General features: G+C 56.8%; 22 protein-coding genes and 1 pseudogene. 10 read left to right on the forward strand and 13 right to left on the reverse strand.

Translation table 11 applies throughout. The features are described from left to right. Positions 1-950 (forward strand): diguanylate cyclase (locus PHQ58_RS21085; RefSeq protein WP_300115339.1); only part of this gene is annotated, 950 nt, incomplete at its 5' end. A gap of 684 nt (positions 951-1,634) precedes the next feature. Here the strand turns inward: PHQ58_RS21085 and PHQ58_RS21090 are convergent. The 3 genes from PHQ58_RS21090 to ccoG all read right to left on the reverse strand — a co-directional run bounded on the left by PHQ58_RS21090 (position 1,635) and on the right by ccoG (position 5,772). Then, entirely contained in the window at positions 1,635-2,264 is a 630-nt protein-coding gene (locus PHQ58_RS21090) for a PEP-CTERM sorting domain-containing protein (protein ID WP_300115342.1), read from the reverse strand. A 996-nt stretch (positions 2,265-3,260) separates the two neighbouring features. Next, the gene (locus PHQ58_RS21095; RefSeq protein WP_300115343.1) at positions 3,261-4,187 is read right to left on the reverse strand and encodes a DMT family transporter; all 927 of its coding nucleotides are present in this window, start codon (positions 4,185-4,187) and stop codon (positions 3,261-3,263) included. Between the two features lie 142 nt (positions 4,188-4,329). Further along, a complete protein-coding gene (ccoG, locus tag PHQ58_RS21100) occupies positions 4,330-5,772 on the reverse strand; it encodes a cytochrome c oxidase accessory protein CcoG (protein ID WP_300115345.1) in 1,443 nt (480 codons plus the stop codon). An 84-nt stretch (positions 5,773-5,856) separates the two neighbouring features. On the opposite strand from ccoG, the gene PHQ58_RS21105 reads away from it, so the two are divergent. The 3 genes from PHQ58_RS21105 to PHQ58_RS21115 all read left to right on the forward strand — a co-directional run bounded on the left by PHQ58_RS21105 (position 5,857) and on the right by PHQ58_RS21115 (position 8,449). Next, on the forward strand, positions 5,857-7,266 hold the full coding sequence (locus tag PHQ58_RS21105; RefSeq protein ID WP_300115346.1) for a PLP-dependent aminotransferase family protein: 1,410 nt from the start codon (positions 5,857-5,859) through the stop codon (positions 7,264-7,266). A 539-nt stretch (positions 7,267-7,805) separates the two neighbouring features. Further along, positions 7,806-8,039: a type II toxin-antitoxin system VapB family antitoxin gene (gene vapB, locus PHQ58_RS21110; protein ID WP_300115347.1), complete on the forward strand. Its 234-nt coding sequence runs from the start codon at positions 7,806-7,808 to the stop codon at positions 8,037-8,039. Next, entirely contained in the window at positions 8,039-8,449 is a 411-nt protein-coding gene (locus PHQ58_RS21115) for a type II toxin-antitoxin system VapC family toxin (protein WP_300115350.1), read from the forward strand. Before vapB ends, PHQ58_RS21115 begins: the two co-directional genes overlap by 1 nt. Before the next feature lie 755 nt (positions 8,450-9,204). Here PHQ58_RS21115 and PHQ58_RS21120 read toward each other — a convergent pair. Both PHQ58_RS21120 and PHQ58_RS21125 read right to left on the reverse strand, forming a co-directional pair. Then, complete coding sequence (locus PHQ58_RS21120; RefSeq protein WP_300115351.1) at positions 9,205-9,690, reverse strand: DUF2442 domain-containing protein; 486 nt, start codon at positions 9,688-9,690, stop codon at positions 9,205-9,207. Further along, complete coding sequence (locus tag PHQ58_RS21125) at positions 9,687-9,935, reverse strand: DUF4160 domain-containing protein (RefSeq protein ID WP_300115353.1); 249 nt, start codon at positions 9,933-9,935, stop codon at positions 9,687-9,689. The genes PHQ58_RS21120 and PHQ58_RS21125 overlap by 4 nt, the downstream gene beginning before the upstream one ends. Before the next feature lie 296 nt (positions 9,936-10,231). On the opposite strand from PHQ58_RS21125, the gene PHQ58_RS21130 reads away from it, so the two are divergent. Together PHQ58_RS21130 and PHQ58_RS21135 are read left to right on the forward strand one after the other, a co-directional pair. Beyond that, complete coding sequence (locus PHQ58_RS21130; RefSeq protein ID WP_300115354.1) at positions 10,232-12,208, forward strand: sigma-54-dependent Fis family transcriptional regulator; 1,977 nt, start codon at positions 10,232-10,234, stop codon at positions 12,206-12,208. 299 nt (positions 12,209-12,507) lie between these two features. Continuing rightward, the gene (locus PHQ58_RS21135; RefSeq protein ID WP_300115357.1) at positions 12,508-14,310 is read left to right on the forward strand and encodes an NAD(P)/FAD-dependent oxidoreductase; all 1,803 of its coding nucleotides are present in this window, start codon (positions 12,508-12,510) and stop codon (positions 14,308-14,310) included. A 434-nt stretch (positions 14,311-14,744) separates the two neighbouring features. On the opposite strand, the gene PHQ58_RS21140 is transcribed toward PHQ58_RS21135, so the two are convergent. From PHQ58_RS21140 to PHQ58_RS21150, 3 genes are all read right to left on the reverse strand, one after another. Continuing rightward, entirely contained in the window at positions 14,745-15,071 is a 327-nt protein-coding gene (locus PHQ58_RS21140; protein ID WP_300115358.1) for a hypothetical protein, read from the reverse strand. A gap of 19 nt (positions 15,072-15,090) precedes the next feature. After that, the gene (locus PHQ58_RS21145; RefSeq protein ID WP_300115360.1) at positions 15,091-15,762 is read right to left on the reverse strand and encodes an SOS response-associated peptidase; all 672 of its coding nucleotides are present in this window, start codon (positions 15,760-15,762) and stop codon (positions 15,091-15,093) included. Between the two features lie 68 nt (positions 15,763-15,830). Continuing rightward, positions 15,831-16,163, reverse strand: coding sequence for a hypothetical protein (locus PHQ58_RS21150; RefSeq protein ID WP_300115362.1), 333 nt, complete (start codon positions 16,161-16,163; stop codon positions 15,831-15,833). A 253-nt stretch (positions 16,164-16,416) separates the two neighbouring features. On the opposite strand from PHQ58_RS21150, the gene PHQ58_RS21155 reads away from it, so the two are divergent. From PHQ58_RS21155 to PHQ58_RS21170, 4 genes and pseudogenes are all read left to right on the forward strand, one after another. Further along, positions 16,417-16,866 carry a LexA family transcriptional regulator gene (locus PHQ58_RS21155; protein WP_300115364.1) on the forward strand — a complete coding sequence of 150 codons (450 nt, stop codon included), beginning with the start codon at positions 16,417-16,419 and terminating at the stop codon, positions 16,864-16,866. Between the two features lie 11 nt (positions 16,867-16,877). Then, a pseudogene (locus PHQ58_RS21160) lies at positions 16,878-18,182 on the forward strand (Y-family DNA polymerase). A gap of 3 nt (positions 18,183-18,185) precedes the next feature. Next, positions 18,186-18,920, forward strand: coding sequence for a hypothetical protein (locus PHQ58_RS21165; RefSeq protein WP_300115367.1), 735 nt, complete (start codon positions 18,186-18,188; stop codon positions 18,918-18,920). Positions 18,921-19,079: 159 nt separating this feature from the next. Beyond that, positions 19,080-19,274, forward strand: coding sequence for a PLDc N-terminal domain-containing protein (locus tag PHQ58_RS21170; protein ID WP_300115369.1), 195 nt, complete (start codon positions 19,080-19,082; stop codon positions 19,272-19,274). A gap of 510 nt (positions 19,275-19,784) precedes the next feature. Here PHQ58_RS21170 and PHQ58_RS21175 read toward each other — a convergent pair. From PHQ58_RS21175 to PHQ58_RS21195, 5 genes are all read right to left on the reverse strand, one after another. Further along, positions 19,785-20,105: a hypothetical protein gene (locus tag PHQ58_RS21175; RefSeq protein ID WP_300115371.1), complete on the reverse strand. Its 321-nt coding sequence runs from the start codon at positions 20,103-20,105 to the stop codon at positions 19,785-19,787. 2 nt (positions 20,106-20,107) lie between these two features. Next, positions 20,108-20,581, reverse strand: a complete 474-nt coding sequence (locus tag PHQ58_RS21180) for a hypothetical protein (RefSeq protein WP_300115373.1) — start codon at positions 20,579-20,581, stop codon at positions 20,108-20,110. Between the two features lie 41 nt (positions 20,582-20,622). Next, a complete protein-coding gene (locus PHQ58_RS21185; protein ID WP_300115374.1) occupies positions 20,623-21,942 on the reverse strand; it encodes a hemolysin family protein in 1,320 nt (439 codons plus the stop codon). A gap of 229 nt (positions 21,943-22,171) precedes the next feature. Next, the gene (locus PHQ58_RS21190; protein WP_300115376.1) at positions 22,172-23,116 is read right to left on the reverse strand and encodes a cyanophycinase; all 945 of its coding nucleotides are present in this window, start codon (positions 23,114-23,116) and stop codon (positions 22,172-22,174) included. 44 nt (positions 23,117-23,160) lie between these two features. Further along, on the reverse strand, positions 23,161-23,473 hold a 313-nt coding region (locus tag PHQ58_RS21195; RefSeq protein ID WP_300115379.1), incomplete at its 5' end, for an EAL domain-containing protein.

The following is a 23,473-nucleotide window of genomic DNA, read 5'->3' on the forward strand; positions in this document are numbered from 1 at the left end:
TGCCGCTACGTGGTTTGACCAATAGTGCCGCGCGTTCTTCATGCTCATCTCTCCATCTGGTTTGTGATGGATTGAGCTTGTCTATTTCAGCCGCCAACAACAAGTCTGGGGTTCATGGAGCACTTACACATCGGTTGCTACGCTGTGCGGTATTGCGCACGTCGCCTGGCGAGGATGTCCTGGCTGACGACGCGCACTGTCGTTGCCTGTTTGGCGCCTGGTTCCGCAAGTACCGGGAGACCTTTGATGCAATCGACGTTGTGAGCGCACAGCGCTTGGACCAGCAGCATCGGCACATGCACGACGCGGTGCGTGACATCTGTAATCGCGTACTCGACAACGCGGCTGGAGACACCGCGATGCTGGAGACATTCGATCGGACACAAACTGGCATGATCGCCGATCTCGCGCTTTTCAAGACCCAATATCTGGCACACAGTGCGCGGCTCGATGCGTTGACTGGGTTGCCGCTGCGTTATGGATTCGAGGAAGAATTCACACGCTGCCATGCCCAGGCGATGCGCCGAGGTGAAAAGATGGTCGTGGTGCAACTGGACGCGGACCACTTCAAGCGCGTCAACGATGTACACGGACACGCGGTCGGCGACTTGGCGCTGCAGCATATTGCAAACCTGCTGCGTACTGGTTGCCGTGCCGGTGAGCCACTGTTTCGTTTTGGTGGCGAGGAATTCATCGCCTTGCTGCAAGTTGCAGATCGCGAAGGGGCCGAGCAGGTCGTGCAGCGCCTATTGCAAGATTTGCGTGACACACCCCTACTCCTGCCTGACGGCCACGTCCTAAGTTTGCGCTTGAGCGCTGGGCTGGCAGAAGTCGGCATCGATGCGTCCATGGCCGATGTGGTGGTTCAGGCTGACCATGCACTCTATGCGGCAAAAGCCGCTGGTCGCGATACTTGGCGCTGGTCGACGACCGAGCCGTCGAAGGCATAGTGTCCAGCACTGACCAATGCATACTTTGGATGACCACCGTGGCAATCAGGTCTGAAGCCCGCGCTATCTGTGTTGATGCTGTTCGGTCATCGTGCTCGGCACGGACTGGAGGCGCATCAGATCGACGTAGCCACCTGGGTGCGAAATGGTCTGTCCATACGGCCAGTACCCGCGAACGCTGCTGCACTACCGAATGGCCTCACGCTCCAGTGTAGTCACTACAACGGCTCCCAGCCGGACGACTCCGGCAAGACTTGGTCAATAGTTATTGCGCTTTGGGGTTGGCGCATACTCAAAGGGTCAAGCGGAAGCATTTTGTCTGATTCGTCAGGCAAAACCAGTCTTCTACGCACCTAGAGTCTCACAATGAGCAATGAGCGTTCGCCATTTTGCGAGCCTTGTACTCAACCAACAATGCCTTGGCTTTGTCGATGTCTCATTGCTGACCGCGTTTGGTTCCGCCACCGAACAGGGCGATGAGCGTGTCGCCATCTTTGGCGAGGCAAATCCGGTAGCCTGTCCCCAGCCAGCGACACTTCAGTCTGTTTTTTTCCGGCGCGGTGGTCTGTCCGGCGAGGGGTTACGGCTTCAAAGATAAGAAAAGCCAACGCACTGATGCCCAAGATCTGCCGTAATCGAAAAAAAGCCCCGCAACGCAGGGCTTTTTTGCACGGCATGTGGATATCAAGATCGACGGCGGCGCAATACAGACAGGCCCGCCAAAGCAGCCCCAAAAAGCGCCAAAGTACCTGGCTCTGGCACTACATTTCCATCCAGCGTGTAATTGATCGTACCATTCCAAATACGATCAGGATTGATATTGCCATCGAAGGGTACGGCGGTACCTACACCAGCATCAATAGCAATATCCGCATTGCTAAAAGTTGTGGTTCCATTGGTGTAGCGGATAGCTGAGGTTGTAGTCCCGTCGGTTGTGACGAAGAGCGCGTAGTCTCCGATGGCCAAGGACAGATCAGCGAGATCCACAAACGTCGGAATATCTGATCCGCTACTAGTCACCGAATCTGAACCCAGCAAAGTCCAAGCGCCAGAGTTCGTCTCAAAGCCAACCCTTGTACCGGCCTTGTAGTAAACAAAAATATCTTTTGAAAGCCCGGTTGCAAGATTTACTTCGAAACTATTGATGGTGAGCGCATTTGTTACGTGGATATCAAACATGTTTCCCCGTTTGCTGTTATCCGACACGAAAGTCGTTGAAATCGCGCCGGCCTGAGCCACCGAGAAGGCAAACACTAACCAGCTGCACATGACTGCATTGCGGATGCCGCGTTGGCAGGCAGATAAAACGATCATGACTATTCCTTTAATGTTAAATTTCAGATAGCTTCGCACCCGAAGAACGCAGCAATTTATATGCCATATTTATAGCGCGCTTATTTTCTTTTTAAAAACAATGACTTACGAGGGCAATCAACACCGATCGTATTTCAAGAAAGCATTTTTCCTTCCCCCTGTAAATTTTTCCGACACGTTCGGTTGATGCTCAACTGGTCGATGGGGTGTTGAGCCGACCGTACTGGGGGCATAGCGGCTACGCCTGAGCCGTGCGGCATACGCCGAAACATACAAGGAAAGTGGACCCTCGAATAACCAGGTTCGAATTATCGGGTGCAATGCTGCAATCTCAGACATGACAATCTCCAAAAGTTGGGACTGTCAGTGCATCCAGATAAACGAAATTGCACTAAACCGCTGACGCGGTAGTTGGTACGCCAGCACTGTCAATTTCCCTGTCATTTCCCATCACGCTCCATTTGCTGGACGATGAAGTTGCTGTTCGCAGCACTTCATCTTGTTCAACTCCAAAGGATGATCGGAGTAACTTATGCCACGCATCGGCTTGATGCAACCACTTTGCAGGTGGTGCGTGGTTGCTTTGATCAGCACATGACGGCTGATGGAGCGTTCTTCATGAAACCCATGCGTGCCAACTTGCTACGTAGACATTAAGCTGAACCATTTTCCCGGCAAGACGGGTCATCCCGGCTAATAATTCAGCGTGAGAGCAGCTGATTGATGGCAGGTACAGCGATCTGTGAAATCGCAGCCAGACTGCTGACGACCATCTGCTCATGTGAATGTCGGATATCTGGCGAGAATTTTGGCTAACCCTATGTCGGGTACCGCTGCTTATGCAGAGATTTGCATTAAGACCCAAAGCAGCTGTAGAAATTTCCAAACTGATCGCGCCAGACTAGTCATTCAAATGTGATGAGCATTTGTGTCAAATCCAATTTGGACATTGACCTCAGGATACGCGAAGAAATTGGGAACTGTCATATTTCAGAGCTAACCAATTGGGTCCTGAATGAGCGGAGTACGCATGTCGGGCTTGGTGGCAAGCTTGCCTTGCCACCAGATGAACAGCCCGGATCCGATGACCACCATACAGCCCAGGACCATGGGTCCGTCAAGTCGCTCACCAAACATCGCGATGCCCAAGCCTACGCCGAATAGCAACCGTGTATAGCGGAAAGGCGTGACGGCAGAAATGGAGCCGGTGCGCATCGCCTTCATCAACGCCGCATAGGCAAAGACGCCAGACCCAACCGCGACAGCCATGCCGATGACGTTGGTGCTGGTCGGCCAAACAAACGGCTTGCCATCCCACAACGAGAAGGTCGCGCCGGCAACGACGACAGTCAAAAATCCGTAAAAACCCAGGTGCCAAGTGGTCAGTGATGCAGGTGCCGCACGGCTCGCCAAGTCCCGGCCAGCGAAACCCAGGGTGCCAACCACGGCCAGCATGGACAAGGCCGAGAAGTCACCTGTGGCAGGCCGCAGGATAATGACAACCCCGATCAGGCCGGCCACGATGGCGCACCACCGCCGCCAGCCGACGGCTTCGCCGAAGAATGTTGTCGCGCCAAGAACCACGATGATGGGTGTCGCCTGAAGGATGGCGGTGGCGGAAGACAAGGGCGTGAGGGCGATGGCCAGAACGTAGAACAATCGGCCCACAAGTTCGCACACGGCGCGGATCAGCATCAGCTTGGAAAGCGCTTGCACGATGAGCACCTTGGACCCGCTGCGCCGAGTCAAGTAGGCAAAAAGGATGGCCCCACCTGCGCCGAACAGGGTCAGGACCTGTCCGACCGGCAACTGTTTCGTGGCAACTTTGATGAACGCATCTTCTACGGCAAACGCTGCCATTGAGGCAATCATCCAAACAATACCTGTGAGATTCGCGCGCTGGAGGGGAGGTGGTGTGTGCATGTGCGGAATTGTCGATGGGGCGTTTTGTGACTGGGACGCGCTCAATGCTTCGGACAAGTAGCCCAGCTTTGAGACAGCAGTGCAGCGTTATTGGGGACTGTCGCTGGCAGGTACGGCAAGCCGGTGTCCAGCGGCCATCACGTCACAGCGGCACGTGAAAGGTGGTCTTTTCCAGCACCCGCACCAGGGCGTCCTCAGGCTCGATCCGGGTCATTTCCAGTTGAATCACGAGGGTCTGCCCGGCCAGCGCCGAAGCGGTGGCATATGGCAGTTGCAAGCCCAACGGGACTGTCTTGGCTTCAACCGGATCTAGTGACAGTTCCACCGGTCCGATCAGCGCCAGCCCGGCCGGACCCAGCACCGCCACGCGGTAACGCTGGACTTCTTCCGTGGCGTTCATCACATGCAGGCGGTACACGTTTTCCACCGCGCCGTCGTTAACCACACGGGCCAGCACGCCGCGGTCGCGAACCACATCGAAGCGAAACGGGCTGCGCAGGCCCACACTCGCGACAAACGCCAGCACGGCGGCCAGCAACAAGGCGGCGTAAACCAGCACCCGCTTGCGCAACACCCGCTTCAACAGGGTTGGCTTGTCCCAGCCTTGGGCCAGGCCATTTTGGGTGGTGTAACGGATCAGTCCCTGCGGGTACTGCATTTGCTCCATGACCGAGTCACACACGTCAATACAGGCGGCGCAACCGATGCAGTTGCTTTGCAGACCGTCCCGGATGTCAATGCCGGTGGGGCATACCTGCACGCACAAGCGGCAGTCGATGCAGTCGCCCAAGCCCAGCGCCTTGGGCTCGGCGTTGCGCCCGCGTGAGCCACGGGCCTCGCCCCGCGCTTCGTCATAGCCGATGATCAGGGTGTCGCGGTCCATCATGGCACCCTGAAAGCGCCCGTAAGGGCAGGCGTGTTTGCACATCTGCTCGCGCAAATAACCGGCGTTCACGTAAGTGGCCAGGCCATAAAAGCCGATCCAGAAACTTTCCCACGGCCCCCAACTTAAGGTCAGTGCCGCGTCCCACAGGGTTTGAATCGGTGTGAAGTAACCGACAAAAGTGAAGCCGGTCCACAGGCTGAGCAGCAACCAGACAGCCTGTTTGCCGCCCTTGCGCGCAATTTTTTCTACCGTCCAGCCTGATGCATCCAGGCGCTTGCGCGCGTGGTGGCTGCCTTCCAGATGGCGTTCAACCCACAGGAACATCTCGGTGTACACCGTCTGCGGGCAGGCAAAACCGCACCAGACGCGCCCAGCCACCGCCGTCACAAAAAACAGCAACAAGGCGGCCAGCATCAGCAGCACCGCCAGGTAAATCAGGTCTTGCGGGTACAGCGCCAAGCCGAACAAATAAAAACGTTGAGTGCCTAGGTCGAACAGCACCGCCTGGCGCTCGTTCCACGGCAACCACGGCAAGCCGTAAAAAACCAACTGGGTGGCCCACACCAACACCCAGCGCCAGGCGGCGAACCAGCCGGTGACGGCGCGTACGTAAATCTTGTTTTTTGGCTCAATCAGCAACAGGCTGCCATCATCAAAGGTGTTGGCGACGGGCAGGATAGGAATAATTTTTTTCACCATGTCCGAAGGATGCCGCAAGGCCATCTGAAATGGTAGATTCAGTTTCTGATAAAAAAACCATCTCAGTTGACGCACTCCTTGATCATGAAACGTTATGAACGCTACGCCCAGGAAATTGCCAACCTGATCCGGACCCAGACCCTGCGCCCCGGCGACCGCCTGCCCTCGGTTCGTCAGGCCAGCGCCAATCGCAAGATCAGTCCTGCCACCGTTTTTGCTGCCTACTACCTGCTGGAAGACCAGGGGCTCATCGTTGCCCGCGCTCGCTCTGGCTACTACGTCAAGCCTCAAGCCCAGTCACTGCAACCCGAGCCTGGCACGGCGCTCCCGGGCGTCCAATCGACCACGGTCGAGATCAGCGCGCTGGTGTTTGCGGTGCTGGAATCCACCCGCCAGGCCGATGTGGTGCCGCTGGGTTCGGCCTTTCCCAGCCCGGCGCTGTTTCCGCTGGACAAACTGGCCCGCTGCCTGACCCCTGCCATGCGCAAACTGGCGCCAGAGCGTCTGGTGGAAGACCTGACCCAGGGCAATGAACGCCTGCGCCGCCAGATCAGCCTGCGTTATGCGGCCAGCGGCACGGTCGTGGATATGGACGAAGTGGTCATCACCCATGGCGCCATGGAAGCCTTGAACCTGTGCCTGCAGGCCGTGACGCAGCCCGGTGATGTGGTGGCGGTGGAGTCGCCCACCTTTTACTCGGCTTTACAGGCGCTTGAGCGGCTCAAACTGCGCGCGGTCGAAGTAGCTACCCACCCGCGCGACGGTATTGACATGGACTCGCTGGCCGCCGTGCTGCAGACCCACCCGGTGAGGGCTTGCTGGTTCATGCCAAATTTTCAGAACCCACTGGGCTGCCTGATGCCACCGCCGCGCAAACAGGCGATGGTCGAGTTGTTGGCCCGCCAACAGGTGCCGCTGATCGAAGACGACGTCTACGGCGAGCTGTACTTTGGCCTGAACCGCCCGCCGCCCGCCAAGGCCTATGACCAGCAGGGCCTGGTGATGCATTGCAGTTCGTTTTCCAAATGTCTGGCACCGGGGTATCGGGTCGGTTGGGTCGCTGCAGGCCGTTTTTCCGACCAGGTGCAACGCCTGAAACTGATGACCACCCTGTCTACCGCGATCCCGTCCCAGCTGGCAATTTCAGATTATCTGCAAGGCGGGGGCTATGAGCGACACCTGCGGCAACTGCGTCTGACGCTGGCGGCTCAGCAGGCGCTGGCCTTGCGGCTGATTGCTGACCACTTTCCCGCAGGTACCCGGGTCACCCGGCCACAGGGCGGCTATTTCTTGTGGCTGGAGCTGCCCGCCCACATCGACACCCTGCAGCTGTTGCACCTGGCACTGGCCCAACGCATCAGCGTCGCTCCAGGCCACCTGTTTTCTGCCGACCGCCGGTTTGGCCACTGCCTGCGGTTGAACTACGGCTACCCCGGTGACCCACGCTTTGAGAACGCCTTGAGGGCTGTTGGTCAGATTGCGTGTTCATTCTGATGGCCGTCGCCACTGTCGACGATGTGGATCGGATGCCGCCAATTGAGCGACCGCTTCAGGTAACTTCGACAGCTAGATTTTGCTGCCCGAAAGCCGCCACAAGGGAGCAATCGCTGTTGGTCGTTGGCGAGGGCTACGCAAGGGAAGGGCGCTGACTGTGCTGCACGGGTGACGAAGCCAAGGATTTCGCCACTGGCGTCTGCCAATGTCACGGCACTGTCAATCACTGACGTAGCCGATTGCGGATGCGATGTGCTGCCTTGGGAAGACTGCGTGCACACGGTAAAAACATGAGCGTTGACATCCATCCCTCAATTTACCGCCCCCGTTGTCAAACTGTGGGCAACGTTCCCACTTGACAAAAGAAGTTACTGTTGTCCAACGTCGGGTGCGGCAGATGCAGGCATGAGGTCACCGTTACTGCTGACTTGCGGCTCTGTTCGTGAAGCGTATGGATGAGGCGCGTTGGAAATCGCTGAATTGACTGCGCCAGAAGTGCAATATACAATCGCTATATACCTCTTCATAAGGAGATACGCGTGTCCATCGGTACTGTTTTTGTCAACAATCGCACCCAGGCCGTCCGACTCCCGCTGGACGTGCGCCTGCCCGAGGGTGTCCGCAAGGTAGAAATACGCGCCAGGGGCAACGAGCGCATCATCGCCCCCCTGGGTCAAACCTGGGACAGCTTCTTCCTGGGTGGCCCCAATGTTAGCGACGACTTCCTGCCTGAGCGCGCCAGCCAGCACCAGCCGGAGCGGGAAGCTCTTTGATGCTGCGCTACCTGCTGGACACCAACATCGTCATCTACGTGTTGAAGCGGCGCCCCGTCGAGGTGCTGTCTACCTTCAACGCCAACGCTAGCCGCATGGCAATCTCATCCATTACCCTGGCCGAACTCTTGCACGGCGCGGAGAAAAGCAGTCGCGTGAGTGAGAGCCTGTCCGCCATCGAGGACTTTTGCAGCCGCCTGGAAGTTCTGTCCTACGGTGCCAAGGCCGCCCAGCATTACGGCGCCATCCGTGCCGCCCTGGAAAAACTCGGCCAGCCCATCGGTGTGAATGACTTGCACATTGCAGGTCACGCACGCAGCGAAGGCTTGGTTCTGGTGACGAACAACATGTCGGAATTCGTGCGCGTGCCTGCGCTCGAAGTGGAAAACTGGGTTCACCCGGACCAGTAAGCCACGGCTTGGCCGTGCATCAATCGCTTAACAGCGCGTCCAGGCCGGGCGTGACCGCCAAGTCCTTCGCTATGGGCTGTAACAGTTGTGTCAGCGAAGCGTTTGCACTGTCCAGGCAGTCAACAAGTAACACGAGCGGTTCAAGTCCTGGGTCAACCGCCAGCAGCGGGGTGCAGCCCAAGAATCTGCCCAACTACGTCGCCTGACGGCGTCTCGGTGGGCGGTTCAGGGAGAGCGTAAAGCCCGAACAATTCGTCGTGTCAGGGCGCTGAAAGCAGCTTATTCATACGTAACGGGAACAGATCCTGACTTGTGTGAGTGGCAGCCAATGACCATGAGCATCCAACCTGTTCACATGACCATCGCTTCGATGCGGAAAATGCCTGCAGCCGCTCGAATCTCTTTCATCGAAATTGCGCGGGAAACATCGGCCTTCAGTTATTTGGGGAGGTAGAGCGCGTCGTGCGATAAACACGACCCAATCCCGCAGTTTTTTTAGTTGAGCTCTGGAGTTGAAAATAGCCATAGCCATAGCCATAGCCATCAGCGCGCTGCGCGAACCGACAATGTTTGTGTGAAATCCCCTGCACCACCTCGGCGCCGGTCTGTATGTTGAAACTGCCAGATGCCCTTAATCACGTTTCGTGATGGGCGAAATGAGACGAACATTGCCGCCGACCTGTGGCAAAACAGCAACTTTCCTAGGTCACTGCTTGCTTTCGGGTGATCAAGACAAATTTTAAATTGCAAGAGTCTCAGACGTAAGCCGCAGAAGTCGCGTTATGTTTTGCCCGGCGTGGCGTTTTGCACGTGGTCTCCCACCCCAGGCAGGCCAGCCAGAAGGTCTTCGGTATAGGCTTTGCGCCAGACAGGTAGTAGTTGAGCATCCGGCGTGACACACCAAGTGCCAAGGCCGCGCGTTCTTGTGTCAGACTATGCTTGCCCATCCAGACCCATAGCCGCTCATGTCCGATTCCGCCGGATTGCTCAACAGCCATGTTACGCAGGTTGTCAGCGGCAAGTTCCAAATCATCATCAATCCAGACCACGTAGCCACCGCGAGCATCAATGCGCGCCTTGTTGAATAGCGATGCATCACAAAGCAAATGCATCGACGGGTAGGCTTTGATCATTGGCCCCAGGTCAACATGAAAGGTTTCGCCATCAGCGAAGATGACGGATAAACCGAACGGTGGCCGCACGGTAAGCGCTGTGATGGTGTGTTGTGGATCGTGAATCATGGGTTGCACTCCGTAAAAATTTGCGTTGCGTAGGCGCGGTTAGCCTCAATCCAGATCAGTGCATCGGTAATATCCGATGCACGCAAGGTGCGGCTTGTCATTGCCAGCGTAGCCAAATCTACAAATGCATCACGGAGGTCTGACATCACCACATGAACATGGGGCGGACGGTGGTCCGGCACATTGACCCGAATGGTCATATTTGCGAAACGGTGAATAGTGGGTATGGATAGGTTTTTGTGCATTGATTGCACAATGTCAAGCAAAAAAATTTAAAAGTGATGCCTTTGCTGCGATCCATGCCTCTGCTACTGCGTTGCAAAAGGTTGGAGTGATTGACCAGACCACGATGCGCCAGTTTGATGAAACGTGCCTAGCGGCCGTGCCAAAAATTTTGGCACCAGCCCAAATTAAAATTATTCGCGAACAGGCGCATGTCAGCCAACCAGTTTTTGCGATAGGGGTAAGCCGCAACTATCGCCCAGCCACGAATATGGCTAAAGTGGTAGGCAAAAGCAGTCAACCCGAAAAGGAATCACCCATGCAGCGACAGCCACACGACCATGTTGCGACAGTGATGCACGTGGTTGGCGCAGGGCGTGTCATGCCAGGGCATTTGCTACATGACGAGATTATTCAATCTTCCTGGCTGCGTTGCGTGCAGCAGCATCGCCTGGACCCAACCCATGCACAAGAAGCCATCATCTTGCCCAGTAACCGGTTGCGGACGCACCAAGACCAGATGGAAGACTTCATCTACATCGCACGCCATGGCCTGGAGACCCTCTACCAGCAAGTGGCCGGTCTCGGCTACTGCGTGCTGCTGACCGATGCGCAAGGCGTCACGGTGGACTGCATGGGCGATCTGGGTACCCAACCCAGCCTACGCAAAGCGGGGCTTTTTCTGGGTTCTGACTGGAGCGAGCAACACGCTGGCACCTGTGGCGTGGGAACCTGCATTGCCACCGGGCAAGCCCTTACGGTTCATCAAGGCGATCACTTTGACACCACGCACACTCCACTGACCTGCACATCAGCTCCGGTGTTCGACGCACTCGGCCAACTGACCGCCGTGCTGGATATTTCCGCACTGCAATCACCCAGCACCAAGGAAAGCCAGCATCTTGCGCTGGAACTGGTCAAGGTGAATGCGCACTATGTTGAGAACGCTGCGTTTCTGCACCGCTTCAGGCAAGACTGGGTGCTGCGGCTCAGCTTTGCGCCCCAATTTCTGGATGTCAAACCCGACTATCTGCTGGCGCTGGACGAACGGGGCCGGGTGATTGGCCACAACCGGCGCGCCCAGCTGCTGCTTGAGGCCGAGAACGGTGGCAAAACCATCTTGGGCCTGTCCTTTGAGCGCTTATTCAACGCCACGCTTTCAGACTTAGGCCGCTTTGCCCAGCCGCGTCCCGGCAACCAACGCACACTTGCGCTGGCACACAGCAAGCGGATGCTGTTCATGGTGGCGGTACCGCCACCCTCACGTGCGATAAGCCCCCAAACCATGGCGCACCCATTGCCTGCCCCGCTGGCCGCGCTGTCGCATGGCGACCCTTTGCTGGACCGGCAGATTGCGCGAGCCGCCAAGCTTGTCAACGCCCCCATCAACCTCTTGGTGACCGGCAAAACCGGCACGGGCAAAGAGTACTTCGCCAAAGCGATGCATGAGAGCAGCAACCGCCGAAACCAGCCCTTTGTGGCGGTGAACTGTGCAGCCATTCCCGACACCCTGATTGAAAGCGAACTGTTCGGCTATCTGCCGGGCAGCTTCTCCGGCGCCGGCCCCAAAGGCAAGCGGGGCCTGATTCAGCAGGCCGACGGTGGCACACTGTTTCTTGACGAAATTGGCGATATGCCCTTGCTGCTGCAGGCGCGCCTGCTGCGCGTGCTGTCAGAGCGTGAGGTGCTGCCTGTCGGCGCTACACAGCCCATTGCCGTGAACCTCCATGTGATTTCTGCCACCCACTGTGACTTGCCTGCTTTGGTACGAGAGGGGCGGTTTCGCGATGACTTGGTTTACCGTATCTGCGGCGCGCACATTACCCTGCCACCACTGCGTGAACGCCATGATTTGAGCGGGATGATCGACCGGTTGTTGCGCCAGACCGGCCCACACACCAGCCCGCGAAGCGCCACCCTCGAACTCTCGCCAGAGGCACACAAGTGCTTGATGGCCCACCACTGGCCCGGCAACCTGCGTGAACTTCGCAACGTGATTGACTACGCCCGCTCGGTTTGCAACGAGCAACGGATCGAGTTAGAAGATCTTCCCGACACACTGACAGCCACCGCCACGACCTTAGCTTCAAGGCGGCAAAGCCACCCAGAACTTGAAGCTTTGCCTTTCCCGCGGCAAGACGGTGCTACCGACCTGCTGGCCCAACTGCACGCCGCGCACTGGAATATCAGCGACGCAGCGCGCGCCTTGGGTCTTTCTCGCATGACGCTTTACCGCCGCATGGCACGCTGGGGCATCGTGTCGCCCAACCACAGCAGCCGCAACGCCTTGATGTGACCACGACCACCTGCGCGATGGTGAGTCACCAGGAACGGGTTGCGTGCTGACTGGCCGTTGCAGCTGATACAGCTGTCACAGCCAACAGAGTGACGGATGTCACCCTGTGACAACTGCACGGGCTTCAAACGGGGCGCAGCGCATACGGCGGATCCCGCTTTTTCACCCTAAACACAAACGCCAGGACCAACAGCCCAGAACTGCAACGTCCCAATAGCGACACGGATCGAACCGGGCACAGTCTTTGCAGTAAGTCATGGCCGGAAGATACCGGCGTTTACATCACAGGAGACAAACTTATGACTGAGGTCGAGACATCACCCGCTGCACAGGCACAGACTTGGCTGGCCAATTTTTCTGCCGCCTTGGAAAAGCGGGACATTGAAGCAGCCGTGGCGCTCTTCGCACCGGACGGCTATTGGCGTGATCTGGTTTCATGGACTTGGAACATCAAAACCATGGAAGGCCCTGATCAGATTCGTGCCATGCTGGTGTCCACGCTGGATCAGGTCAAGCCGGGCAACTGGGTCATTGAAGGCGAGCCCACCGAAGCCGGTGGCGTGGTAGACGCCTGGTTCACCTTTGAGACGGGCGTCTCGCGTGGCCGCGGCCAAATGCGCCTAAAGGACGGCAAATGCTGGACCTTCCTGACCACCATGGTGGAGCTCAAAGGCTTTGAAGAGAAAAAGGGCGAGACCCGCGTGGCCGGCGCCGAGCATGGCGTACAGCGCGGGCGCAAGAGCTGGGTCGAACGTCGGGCCGAGGAAGTGGCCAACCTGGGCTACACCGAACAACCCCAGGTGGTGGTGATTGGTGGCGGCCAAGGTGGCATTGTGCTGGGCGCTCGCCTGAAGCGCCTGGGGGTGCCCACCATCATCATCGAGAAAAACCCGCGCGCCGGAGACAGCTGGCGCAATCGCTACAAAAGCTTGTGCCTGCACGACCCGGTCTGGTACGACCACCTACCGTACATGCCCTTTCCCGATGACTGGCCGGTGTTTGCGCCCAAGGACAAAATTGGCGACTGGCTGGAGATGTACACCAAGGTGATGGACCTGAACTACTGGACCTCGACCCTGGCCAAGAAATGCACCTGGGACGAAGCCAGCCAAACCTGGGAAGTAATCGTCGAGCGTGAGGGCAAAGAAGTGGTGTTGCGGCCCAAGGAGCTTGTGATTGCTCTGGGCGTGTCCGGCTACGCCAATGTGCCCAAGGTGGCGGGCGCCGAGTCGTTTTTGGGCGACCAGCACCACTCCAGCAAGCACGGCAGCTCCGAGCAGTACAAGGGCAAAAAGTGCGTGGTGTTGGGCTCCAACAACTCGGCGCACGACATTTGCGCAGCGCTTTGGGAAGCCGGTGCCGATGTCACCATGGTCCAGCGTTCATCCACGCACATTGCCCCATCCAAGGCGTTGATGGACCTGGCACTTGGCGGCCTGTACAGCGAACAAGCGATCAAAAACGGCATTGACCACCACAAGGGTGACCTGATCTTTGCCTCGGTGCCCTACAAGATCATGCACACCTTTCACATCCCGGTGTATGACGAGATGAAGCGGCGCGAGGCCGACTTTTACGCGCGGCTGGAGAAAGCCGGTTTCCTGCTTGACTTTGGTGTGGACGGCTCGGGCCTGTTCATGAAGTACCTGCGTCGTGGCTCTGGCTATTACATTGACGTGGGCGCCAGCGAACTGGTGGCCGACGGCAGCGTCAAACTGAAAAGTGGCGTCAACATTGACCACATCAACCCCAAGTCAGTGACCCTGAGCGACGGCACGGAGCTGCCTGCTGATTTGATCGTGTATGCCACCGGCTACGGTTCGATGAACAACTGGCTGGCCAACCTGATTTCACCCGAGGTGGCGGACCAGGTGGGCAAAGTCTGGGGCCTGGGGTCTGACACGCCAAAAGACCCCGGCCCGTGGGAAGGCGAGTTGCGAAACATGTGGAAACCAGGCCAAGTGCCGCACCTCTGGATTCACGGCGGCAACCTGCACCAGAGCCGTCATTACTCGCAATTCCTGTCGCTGCAACTCAAAGCGCGCATGGAGGGCCTGGACACGCCCGTCTACGGCAAAGCAGAAGTGCATCACCTGCGTTAAACGCCAAGCAGCACGCCGCAAGGCCCTACTGAACCACGTCGCTGGCAGCAATGCCCGCAAACACGGCAAAGCCCAGCCAGTGGTTCAGTCGAAAGGTGTTGGCGCCGATGTCAGACTGACCAGATTAGCTAATTTGTGCCAATCGCGGATTAACCAAGCCTTGACGTCCTGCAAGGCAAGGCCGATCCCATCTGTCATCGGATTTGCCTGTCAATTTAATTCTGGCACACACGGTCAATTGGACATCGGCGCTAACACATTCATCAATCAAAGTGTCGAAAACGCATGGGTTGCCAGACTGACGAAGATCACTCATTTGGACGTCCGGGTTGCTGCCCGTCGTGGATGACTCTTATCGCCGCACTACTGACAAAAAACTCACGATTCACGAGTGACCGTCAGTCATCATCAGTCCTTTTGATTTCAGGCAAACATCAAGCCTGCCAAACCCCAAACCCACCCTCACGCAGGTCAATCCCCAATTCCACCTCAAGGCTGCAGGCTTCGTCATAGCTCAGCGGGTTGTACAGCGCATACAGTTCCGGCATCAGGCGCTGGCCGTACTGCTGCACGTACCGATTGGCCTGAATGCCAGCCTTGTGTTTGTCAAAGCGAACGTCCGGGTCCAACCCGGTCATGCCGACATAGACACAGGGCTTTCCTGGCTGGTAATTGGGGTTCGAGCGCATGAAGCGGGCGTTGAGCAACACGTCGTCGGACAGCTCGACGACATAGACGTGGTGGTGCTTGCGCCTCGCCATGGTGGATTTAGCCCCAGGCTCAGGCAAGCAGCGAGCGCTGTGCCGGTGGCTCTGCAACCGCCGCTAGCCTTTCAGCCGGATACTGCCGCATGAAATCCATGCTCTGCTGCGCCGTGGCTTTGAGCCAGGGGTCATAACTGTCTGGCGCCAAGATCACTACCATGCGTTTTTCATCCACGGGCTTGTGAAACTGGCACATCAGCTCATGACCATCGGCGTTGATGGTCAGCATGGTGAAGCTGTGGACCAAGCCTTTGGGTGACTTCCACGACGACCACAGCCCGGCAATGCCCATGGGCTCGCCGCCGGCGCAGGAAATCCGCGTCGGAATGGCTTTGCCGCTGCGCCAATCCGGCTCAAAGAAGGCATCCACCGGAATGATGCAATGCTGGGCGTTTTTCCAGGCATCCCTGAAACTGGGTTTGGCGGCAACAGTCTCGCTGCGCGCGTTGTAGGTTTGGCGACCGATGTGGGTATCAGTCGCCCAGTGCGGGATCAGACCAAACAGTCCAGGCAAGGCTTCCCGCTCAGGCACTGCCTCGTCACCCACATCAGCTTCCCGAGGTCTGCGAATGAAAGTCGCCGCGTAGCATGGCCAGACATCGAGCTTGCCGACGACCACCGGTGGTTGCACACCGAAATGTCTGGCGTAGCGTTCGCGCTCCTTGATGGCTTGGTAATGGCTGCACATTCGGGCATGTTAGCCAGTTCTGTCAGTTCGGCTGAAACGGGTCAGTACCACTGCCAGCGGTCAGCCACTCATTGGGGTACGGGAATGCGTCGGCGCTTGATGACAACAACCACTGGAGGTGCAGCGCGCGCCGGAGGTGGCGGAACCCCAAACACCGGCTCCACCGTCCTGGCATGCGCTGTCGCTGCGGCAAGTTGCTTGTTATCCGCATGGCTCAAGGGTGTCACATGGTCACCCACCACCAAGACAAATTCGTCACCGAGTTTGGCCAGGGCGCCGCTTTGCATCCCACGGCGGGCACTGCCCAACAACTGAAGGGGATCCTCTGGTGGGCGCTCGTAGGTGTATTTGGCCCATTCCGGCGCGCCCAGGCGCACAGACCAATGTGGTTTAGATTTCAATTCAACATCCAACAACGAATTTTTGGAGCATTGTCGCTGTCAATGCGAGCGACTGCCAAGGAAAGACGCCCAAACGCGTTGGCGGCTTGTCCCCAAATAGCGGGGTCAAGGCTGTGGACAAGTTCCGGAACAACTCCATCAAACCCACACCCACCAAGGTTTGCCGGGGTGTGCTTAATAAACAGGCAGATGGAGGAACGAGTGAGGCATGGACGCTACCCTTGTCATATACTGTATATAACACCAGTACCTCATGAATCTCCAAGCCATCCACTCTAACCTGCCCGTTGCCCTGACGCCATCGCTGATCCCAATCCTGGTCAGCGCCTTGCCGTGCCGGGTGGCGGCTGGCTTTCCGTCGCCTGCCGACGACCACGCCGTGCAGCGTGTGGACTTGATGGCGCAGTTGATCAAACACCCGCAGGCCACCTTTTTGCTGCGGGTGCGGGGTGAATCCATGAAGGACGCCGGCATTTTTGACAACGATGTGGTGCTGGTGGACCGGGCTGTTCCCCCGCGGTCTGGCCACATCGTCATCGCCATGGTGGACGGCGAGTTTGTCTGCAAGACCCTGTGGCAGCGATCTGGCCGCATGAAACTCAAAGCTGCCAACGTGACCTTTCAGGACATCAACCCGGCTGACGGTCAAACGGTGGAGATTTGGGGTGTGGTGGTGGCTTCCATCAAGCAGTTCAAAGCCTGAATCGACAGACCATGTACGCATTGGTGGATGGCAACAACTTCTACGTCTCGTGTGAGCGCGTGTTTCGACCCAGTCTGAACGGCAGGCCGGTGGTGGTGCTGTCCAACAACGATGGCTGCGCGATTGCCAGATCGAATGAAGCCAAAGCGCTAGGCATCAAGATGGGCGCTCCCTGGTTTCAGATTCGCCATTTTGAGGAATCCGACGGACTGGTGGCGTTGTCGGCCAATTTTGCGCTGTATGGCGACATGAGTGACCGCATGATGAGTCTGGCTGCAGGCTTGGGACACCGCCAGGAGGTGTATTCGATTGACGAGTCGTTCATTGACCTGACTGGCATCAGGGGTGACATGACAGAGCGCAGCCGAAAGATTCGATAACGCATCCTCAAGTGGATTGGCATCGCCTGTGGCATCGGGATAGGTCCCACCAAGACCCTGGCCAAGCTGGCCAACCATATTGCCAAGACCGCTGAGCGAAAGCCTGGCAGCTACCCCGATCACCATGCCCAGGTGTGCCATCTCGGCAATCTGGAGCCAACAGAACTTGAGGCATTGATGCAAGCCACTGAGGTGGGTGACGTCTGGGGGGTGGGCAGACGCATCGGTGCGCAGCTCAAGGACGCTGGCGTTCACACCGTGCTTGACCTGGCACGGCTGGACCCTGTGATGGTCAAGCGCCGCTGGTCGGTGGTGCTGGAACGCACCGTGCGTGAATTACAAGGCACCGACTGCATGGGCCTGGAACATGCGCCACCGGCCAAACAGGAGATTGCCTGCACCCGCAGCTTTGGCCATGCGGTGCTGGATTTATCCGCATTGCAGGAAGCGGTGACGGAGTTTGCCAGCCGGGCGGCGCAGAAGTTGCGACTGCAGAACAGCCATGCCGGACAAGTCCTGACATTCATTCGCACCAGTCCTTTTCGAGCGCAAGACCTGCAGTATTCGCGTTCAACGGTGGTGCCGCTCAGGCGACCCAGCAATGACAGCCGTGACATCTGCCAGGCGGCACTGCTGGGCTTGCAGGCGATTTTCCGGCCTGGCTACCGCTATGCCAAGGCTGGCGTGATGTTGCTTGATCTGCGGCCTGCGGATTTGATCCAGCAGGAATTGGCGCTTGATGATGAGGTGGCCGACCCTGGTGGAAGTCGGCTGATGCAGGCACTGGATGCGGTGAATCAACGATTCGGACGGAACACGTTGTCTCTGGCCAGCGCAGGTCTCGCAGGTGAGCCGCAGCAGTGGTGCATGAAACAGGAACGGCGCACGCCTGGGTACACCACGGACTGGGATGGTCTGGCATTGGTGAGGGCCTGAACCATGAGTGACCTGAAAGTAACGCTCAAGCGAATACACGCCCAGCGACTGCGCGAGGTCTACCGGTCTGCGGGTTGGCCCTATCAGGATGTGGTGGAGATCGATTTGTTGGCGGCAGGGTTGCTGGAACGCGTCACCACGGACAACGGTCACGCGGTGGTGCGGCTCACCGACGCTGGTATCCAACATCTGGCCTATGCAACACAGGGGAACCGACAGGCGCGCTCAGCGCATGAGACCTTGGTGGACAAGGTGGTCGAAGCGATGTTGCGCGAGGGGCGGATCGCCTGGACGGGGTTGAGCCTGCGCGCCAACGTGCCATGTGTTGGCACGGATAACACCCACTGGAAAATGTGCCAACCCGATGTCTTCTCCATTCGCAACAGTTCCCGGCATGACTATCTGGAACCCAATGTTCATGAAATCAAGGTGAACCGTTCCGATCTGCTGGGAGACTTGAAACGCCCGGAAAAGCGCGGGGCTTATCTGGAGATGGGTGGTCAGTGCTGGTACGTGCTGGGCTGTGACCGCAGTGGTCACCCGATTGCTAAGCCGAATGAAATTCCAGTGGAGTGCGGTGTCATGGTTTTCCAGAACAACCAGTTTGAGGTGACCCGGATGGCGCCGAAAAGGACGGTCAGTGAACTGCCGTTTGCGGTCTGGATGGCGCTGGCCAAGGCGACACCTCGGCGAGGGGCTGATTTGGACAGCGCTCAGGTGGGGTTGACTTGTGGTTGAAGCAGCGGTAGTTCACGCCACGACCCGCGACACAAAAGATCTGACAGTGAAATTAAATGAAGTGCAACTGTCCGGTTACCTTGGTGCATAACGTATTCAAGCTACATTGCCTGATGCCCATGCATGAATGATTTAGGCCACAAGCAAAAGGAACTTGAAATGATGAACTTTGGATACAACGGACTTATTGGGGTGCTGGTGCTCGCCGGGGACATTTGGGCCATTCTCAACATATTTCAAAGCTCAGTGTCCAACGAGAAAAAATTGATCTGGATCATCGCCGTGGTGTTGCTGCCAGTTCTGGGTCTGCTGCTGTGGTTCTTCCTTGGGCCACGCAACGGCAGGTCAAGTTAGCAAAATAGACGCTCCAATAAAAAAGGGCAGAGTTCAACGAGAACCCTACCCTTTTGGGTGCTTCCTCAAGTATGGGAAGCGTTATGACGGCGAGCCGTCAGTCAGGTGTGAGCGTCAGTGTGGTCCATGGTCATTGATGGGGCTCCTTCACCGAGGATAAAGACTCGGTCACGGGCAAATTCTGCTCCAGAATATTTGAGCCGTCAATCGCTTGGCAAGCACCACTTTCAGGGCCAGGCGTGATCACCTACGATGATGGTCGATAAGTACCTGCAGAAAATGTCTCACCCCAAGAATGGATTTCGCCACAGAAAACTGCGCAGTGGGATCCGTTTTTCTACTACCGCTGAAGGCCCTTATGTATAGCTATATATAAGGGTCTACTGTCTACTGGAGCCCGTCCACTGAAAATGAATCAAATTTTGGGTGTCTGACGCCAGAAGACCCAAAGGCGCCGTTCACGGCAGGCAGCTTACCGGCTTCCCAGTTCAACGTCAGTCTGGTGCCGATTCAAAGCATCGTTGCTGCACCAAGCCAAGCCAACGAAGTCCACACCATCAAATTGCTGCGCCCCGGTGTCCGCCACAAAGCAAGAACAAGAAACAGGTTGTATGGCAAGATTGCAAAATGCACCATGGCAGATACCCAAAGAGCACCACCTTTCGCAGCAATCATCAGTGCAACAAAGCCGATGTACAGGTTAATGACGCTGCCGACGATCAATATGTCTCGCCAATAAAGCCTGCTCAAAAACACTTCGCCGCGCCACCGACTGGCAAAAAATCCGGGTGCCATTGGCTTGTCCACCCTAATACCTAAGGTTTTGGTCATGATCAGTTTGCGATATTTACTGACTCGGTTTCAGCGCTTGGTTTGCAACCCATCTGAAAACTCCGAACCAAGTTGCTCATCTCAATCGCATCCACCCATGTTTTGCTCAGCAAGATGGGTTGCTCTTCCAGACTTTCCCCTTCTCTTTGCTGCACTTGGACGCCGTAGACCCGGTCCGCTTTGTTGAAACTGATATCCACGCCAGCGCCCAACATGTGCAAACTAAAGGTCTGTTTGTCTGATTCAAAGCTGTTTACGGTCATCTGCAGGATGCAGCTTGGCAGGGAGCGGTAACGCCAAGTGATTTCAGGGTACGCATCTTGTCCGAGCTGGTTCATCGCCTGCAGCCGCTGAAATTGATTCAACTCAAGCGGATTGATGATCAACTCATCCTCTCTGGGATAGCCGTCAGTGCAGGCTGCAAAAAACACGATCGCTAAAGGAACCAGCATCAATCGCTGGAGCATGGTCAACAAGTTGTTGCAACTAAGCTGATTCAAAACCATACCCATGATCGTCACCCAGAAGTCGCCACTGAATTTGGCTTGGGGGAATCTGCAGACAGGCTGGAGGCCAGCACTTTGTCAATGGTCTTGCCATCCATATCCACAATTTCAAACTTCCAGTTTTGCCACTCAATGGTGTCTGCGACTTTGGGTAATCGGCCGGTAAGAAGCATCATCATGCCGCTGAGCGTGTGATAGCGTCCGCGCTCTTCTTCTGGCACGCTGCTCAGTCCCAGGCGGTCTTTCAACTCCGGGACTGGAATGTGCCCATCAAGCAGCCAAGAACCGTCGTCCCTCTGAACAGCCCAGGAAGTTTCAGGATCACGCGGCTGAAATTCCCCGGTGATGGCTTCAATCAAATCCTTCAGGGTCACGATGCCTTGCACTTGGCCGTACTCGTCAATGACAAAGGCCATGTGCACATCAGACAAACGAAAGTTGTCCAGCAACTCCATACCTGTCAGGGTTTCAGGGACGTAAAGTGGTGCCTTAAGGTTGACCTGCAAGTCCGGTACCTCGCCATGGGCCACCTGAGAGAGCAATTGACGCGCATTAACGATACCGAGAATATCGTCAATGCCACCCCTCACCACAGGAAATCGGGCGTGGTCCGAACTGTCAATCAGCTTGAGATTTTCTTCAAACGGCATGTTGACATCAAGAAAAACGACATCAGCTCTGGGCACCATCAGGGAGCCCAATTGACGGTCATCCAGCAGGAAAACGTTGCGAACCATGGTGTGCTCATGTGATTCGATCACGCCTGCGCTGGTTCCCTCTGCCAAAACCGCATGAATTTCAGCTTCAGTCACACTCGATCCCGTGCTTTCCTTGACGCCCAGCAGGCGCAACAAAGCTTTCGTTGAGCCAGACAACAGTCGCACGAACGGCTTGGTTGCAATGGCCAGCAAGTTGATCGGTTTTGCGACCAGTCTGGCCACAGTTTCGGGGTTTGACTGGCCAATCCGTTTCGGCACCAACTCGCCCAGAACAATGGAAAAATAGGTGATCAACACCACCACCAGGCCAGTTGCGGCGTAAGACGCGTATGGATCGTCAATTCCTGAGGTCACCAACCACTGCGCCAGTGGCGGAGCCAGTGCAGCTTCACCCACGATACCGTTTAGCACGCCAATGGACGTGATACCGATCTGGATAGTGGAGAGAAAACGGGTCGGGTCTTCGCCCAGTTTGACCGCCGCTATGGCAGAGCTATCGCCCTCATCTACCAGCCTCTGGAGTCTTGCTTTGCGCGCGGTGACCAGCGCAATCTCTGACATGGCAAAAGCACCATTGAGTAGTATGAGGGCGAAAAGTATGGCTATTTCCATAAGGGGCGAATTGAAGCGCCGACAAAGTTGAACATCGTTTGATTTTACGAAATGGAGTTTGCTCTAAGCTGCAAAAGCTACATGGCACCCGTTTCACGGTAGCGACTGTACCTGCTGCTGCGGGCAGGCCTATCAAAGGATTTTTGTAGGCTGACCAACGGACGTTGTCTGCCTTCAGTAACGTACCCCGACCAGTTCGCCGTTAGAAGGCAAGCCTGCCAATCACCAACTAATCTCTGATGGGTCCGGGAGCCGCCAGAAAGGCCACCGCATCACGTAAAGTCGATGGAACCGGTTTGGCGTTCATTCGTACCAATGGCTCACTGTAATAGTGGTTGCCCGCTGGCAAAACGTGCAGTGTGACGCCCAGCATCTCCAGCCGCTCGCTGGACTCGGCGTCACGGTAATTGGTGCGCATGCGACGTCCGTCAATCAAGGTGACGGTACCCTTGCCAATCACTTCAATTCCCCGGCCACGCTCAATCAGCAAAGCCGTGTCCTCGTCGATGCCAACACCCAGCAGGTCCGGTCGTTGTGCCAGCGCGGACAACAAACGCCCCAAACGGCGTCGCTGCGAAAAGTGCTGGTCAATGATGGCGTTGGATACAAAACCCAGTCCCAACCCGAGAACCGCCGCGTCCTTCTCGGGAAGCTGCGGCGTGTCGCCTTCGGCCAGCATGATGCGCGACATCGCGGCTGCGCCCGCACTTGTGCCGCCCATACAGCAGCTTCTGACATGAAAAGCAATGTGCAGTGCGTGTGCAGCATCAGTGCCAGAAAGTCGCTGCATCAGTCGACGTTGGTCACCGCCGGTGATAAATATCCCGTCGGCATTGAGAATTCGGCTGATGGTGTCCGGGTCATTGGCCTCTTCCACACTGTGGATGGGCAAATGAGAGGTTTTCGTGGCGCCCATTTCCCGAAACACCTGCTCGTAACCCGCCCAGGAAGTGGCCTGATCCAGACTGGCCGCGGTCAAGATCAACACATTTCCATCAACGCCGTCTGACAGCTCAAGGAAACGTCGCAAGATGACTTTGTCTTTCAGGCGGTCCTCAGCGCCACCCACGATCACAAGCCGCGCTGGCGACCGACTGGCCGCCATGGACCAAGCCGGTAGGGTGGCCACACCGAAGGCCAGTAGTTGGCGTCTGGTCAACTGATGAGGAATCATGTGAATAGTTTAGGTTTTCTTGATGACGACCATATGAAGAGTGGCTATCCGTTGGCCAGATTCTGCGACACCAATCGCTCAAATTCTTCCAACGGCAGCGGTCGGCTGAACAAATAACCCTGAAAAACCCTGCAACCGATTCGCAAAAGGAAATCCTGCTGTTCCAGGGTCTCCACACCTTCGGCAATCACGGCCAGGCCCAGGCATGTAGACATGGCCACAATGGCCCTGGCAATGGCCGCACCTTTGGGGTCAGTACTGATGTCTTCGACAAAGGATCTGTCAACCTTCAAACACTCCAGTGGCAAGCGCTTCAAATAGTTGAGCGACGCATAGCCGGTGCCAAAATCGTCCAGG

The sequence above is a fragment of the Rhodoferax sp. genome (genome assembly GCF_028688795.1).
Lineage (GTDB): Bacteria > Pseudomonadota > Gammaproteobacteria > Burkholderiales > Burkholderiaceae_C > Rhodoferax.

Bases quoted from the DNA above. Each gene is read 5' to 3' on its own strand.
- PHQ58_RS21095 (WP_300115343.1), bottom strand. From the start codon at position 4,187: ATGCACACACCACCTCCCCTCCAGCGCGCGAATCTCACAGGTATTGTT.
- PHQ58_RS21140 (WP_300115358.1), bottom strand. From the start codon at position 15,071: ATGGCGAGGCGCAAGCACCACCACGTCTATGTCGTCGAGCTGTCCGAC.
- PHQ58_RS21130 (WP_300115354.1), top strand. From the start codon at position 10,232: ATGCAGCGACAGCCACACGACCATGTTGCGACAGTGATGCACGTGGTT.
- PHQ58_RS21185 (WP_300115374.1), bottom strand. From the start codon at position 21,942: ATGGAAATAGCCATACTTTTCGCCCTCATACTACTCAATGGTGCTTTT.
- PHQ58_RS21120 (WP_300115351.1), bottom strand. From the start codon at position 9,690: ATGATTCACGATCCACAACACACCATCACAGCGCTTACCGTGCGGCCA.
- PHQ58_RS21115 (WP_300115350.1), top strand. From the start codon at position 8,039: ATGCTGCGCTACCTGCTGGACACCAACATCGTCATCTACGTGTTGAAG.
- PHQ58_RS21155 (WP_300115364.1), top strand. From the start codon at position 16,417: ATGAATCTCCAAGCCATCCACTCTAACCTGCCCGTTGCCCTGACGCCA.
- PHQ58_RS21170 (WP_300115369.1), top strand. From the start codon at position 19,080: ATGATGAACTTTGGATACAACGGACTTATTGGGGTGCTGGTGCTCGCC.
- PHQ58_RS21135 (WP_300115357.1), top strand. From the start codon at position 12,508: ATGACTGAGGTCGAGACATCACCCGCTGCACAGGCACAGACTTGGCTG.
- PHQ58_RS21165 (WP_300115367.1), top strand. From the start codon at position 18,186: ATGAGTGACCTGAAAGTAACGCTCAAGCGAATACACGCCCAGCGACTG.
- PHQ58_RS21125 (WP_300115353.1), bottom strand. From the start codon at position 9,935: ATGCACAAAAACCTATCCATACCCACTATTCACCGTTTCGCAAATATG.
- PHQ58_RS21105 (WP_300115346.1), top strand. From the start codon at position 5,857: ATGAAACGTTATGAACGCTACGCCCAGGAAATTGCCAACCTGATCCGG.
- PHQ58_RS21145 (WP_300115360.1), bottom strand. From the start codon at position 15,762: ATGTGCAGCCATTACCAAGCCATCAAGGAGCGCGAACGCTACGCCAGA.
- PHQ58_RS21190 (WP_300115376.1), bottom strand. From the start codon at position 23,116: ATGATTCCTCATCAGTTGACCAGACGCCAACTACTGGCCTTCGGTGTG.
- ccoG (WP_300115345.1), bottom strand. From the start codon at position 5,772: ATGGTGAAAAAAATTATTCCTATCCTGCCCGTCGCCAACACCTTTGAT.
- PHQ58_RS21090 (WP_300115342.1), bottom strand. From the start codon at position 2,264: ATGATCGTTTTATCTGCCTGCCAACGCGGCATCCGCAATGCAGTCATG.
- PHQ58_RS21175 (WP_300115371.1), bottom strand. From the start codon at position 20,105: ATGACCAAAACCTTAGGTATTAGGGTGGACAAGCCAATGGCACCCGGA.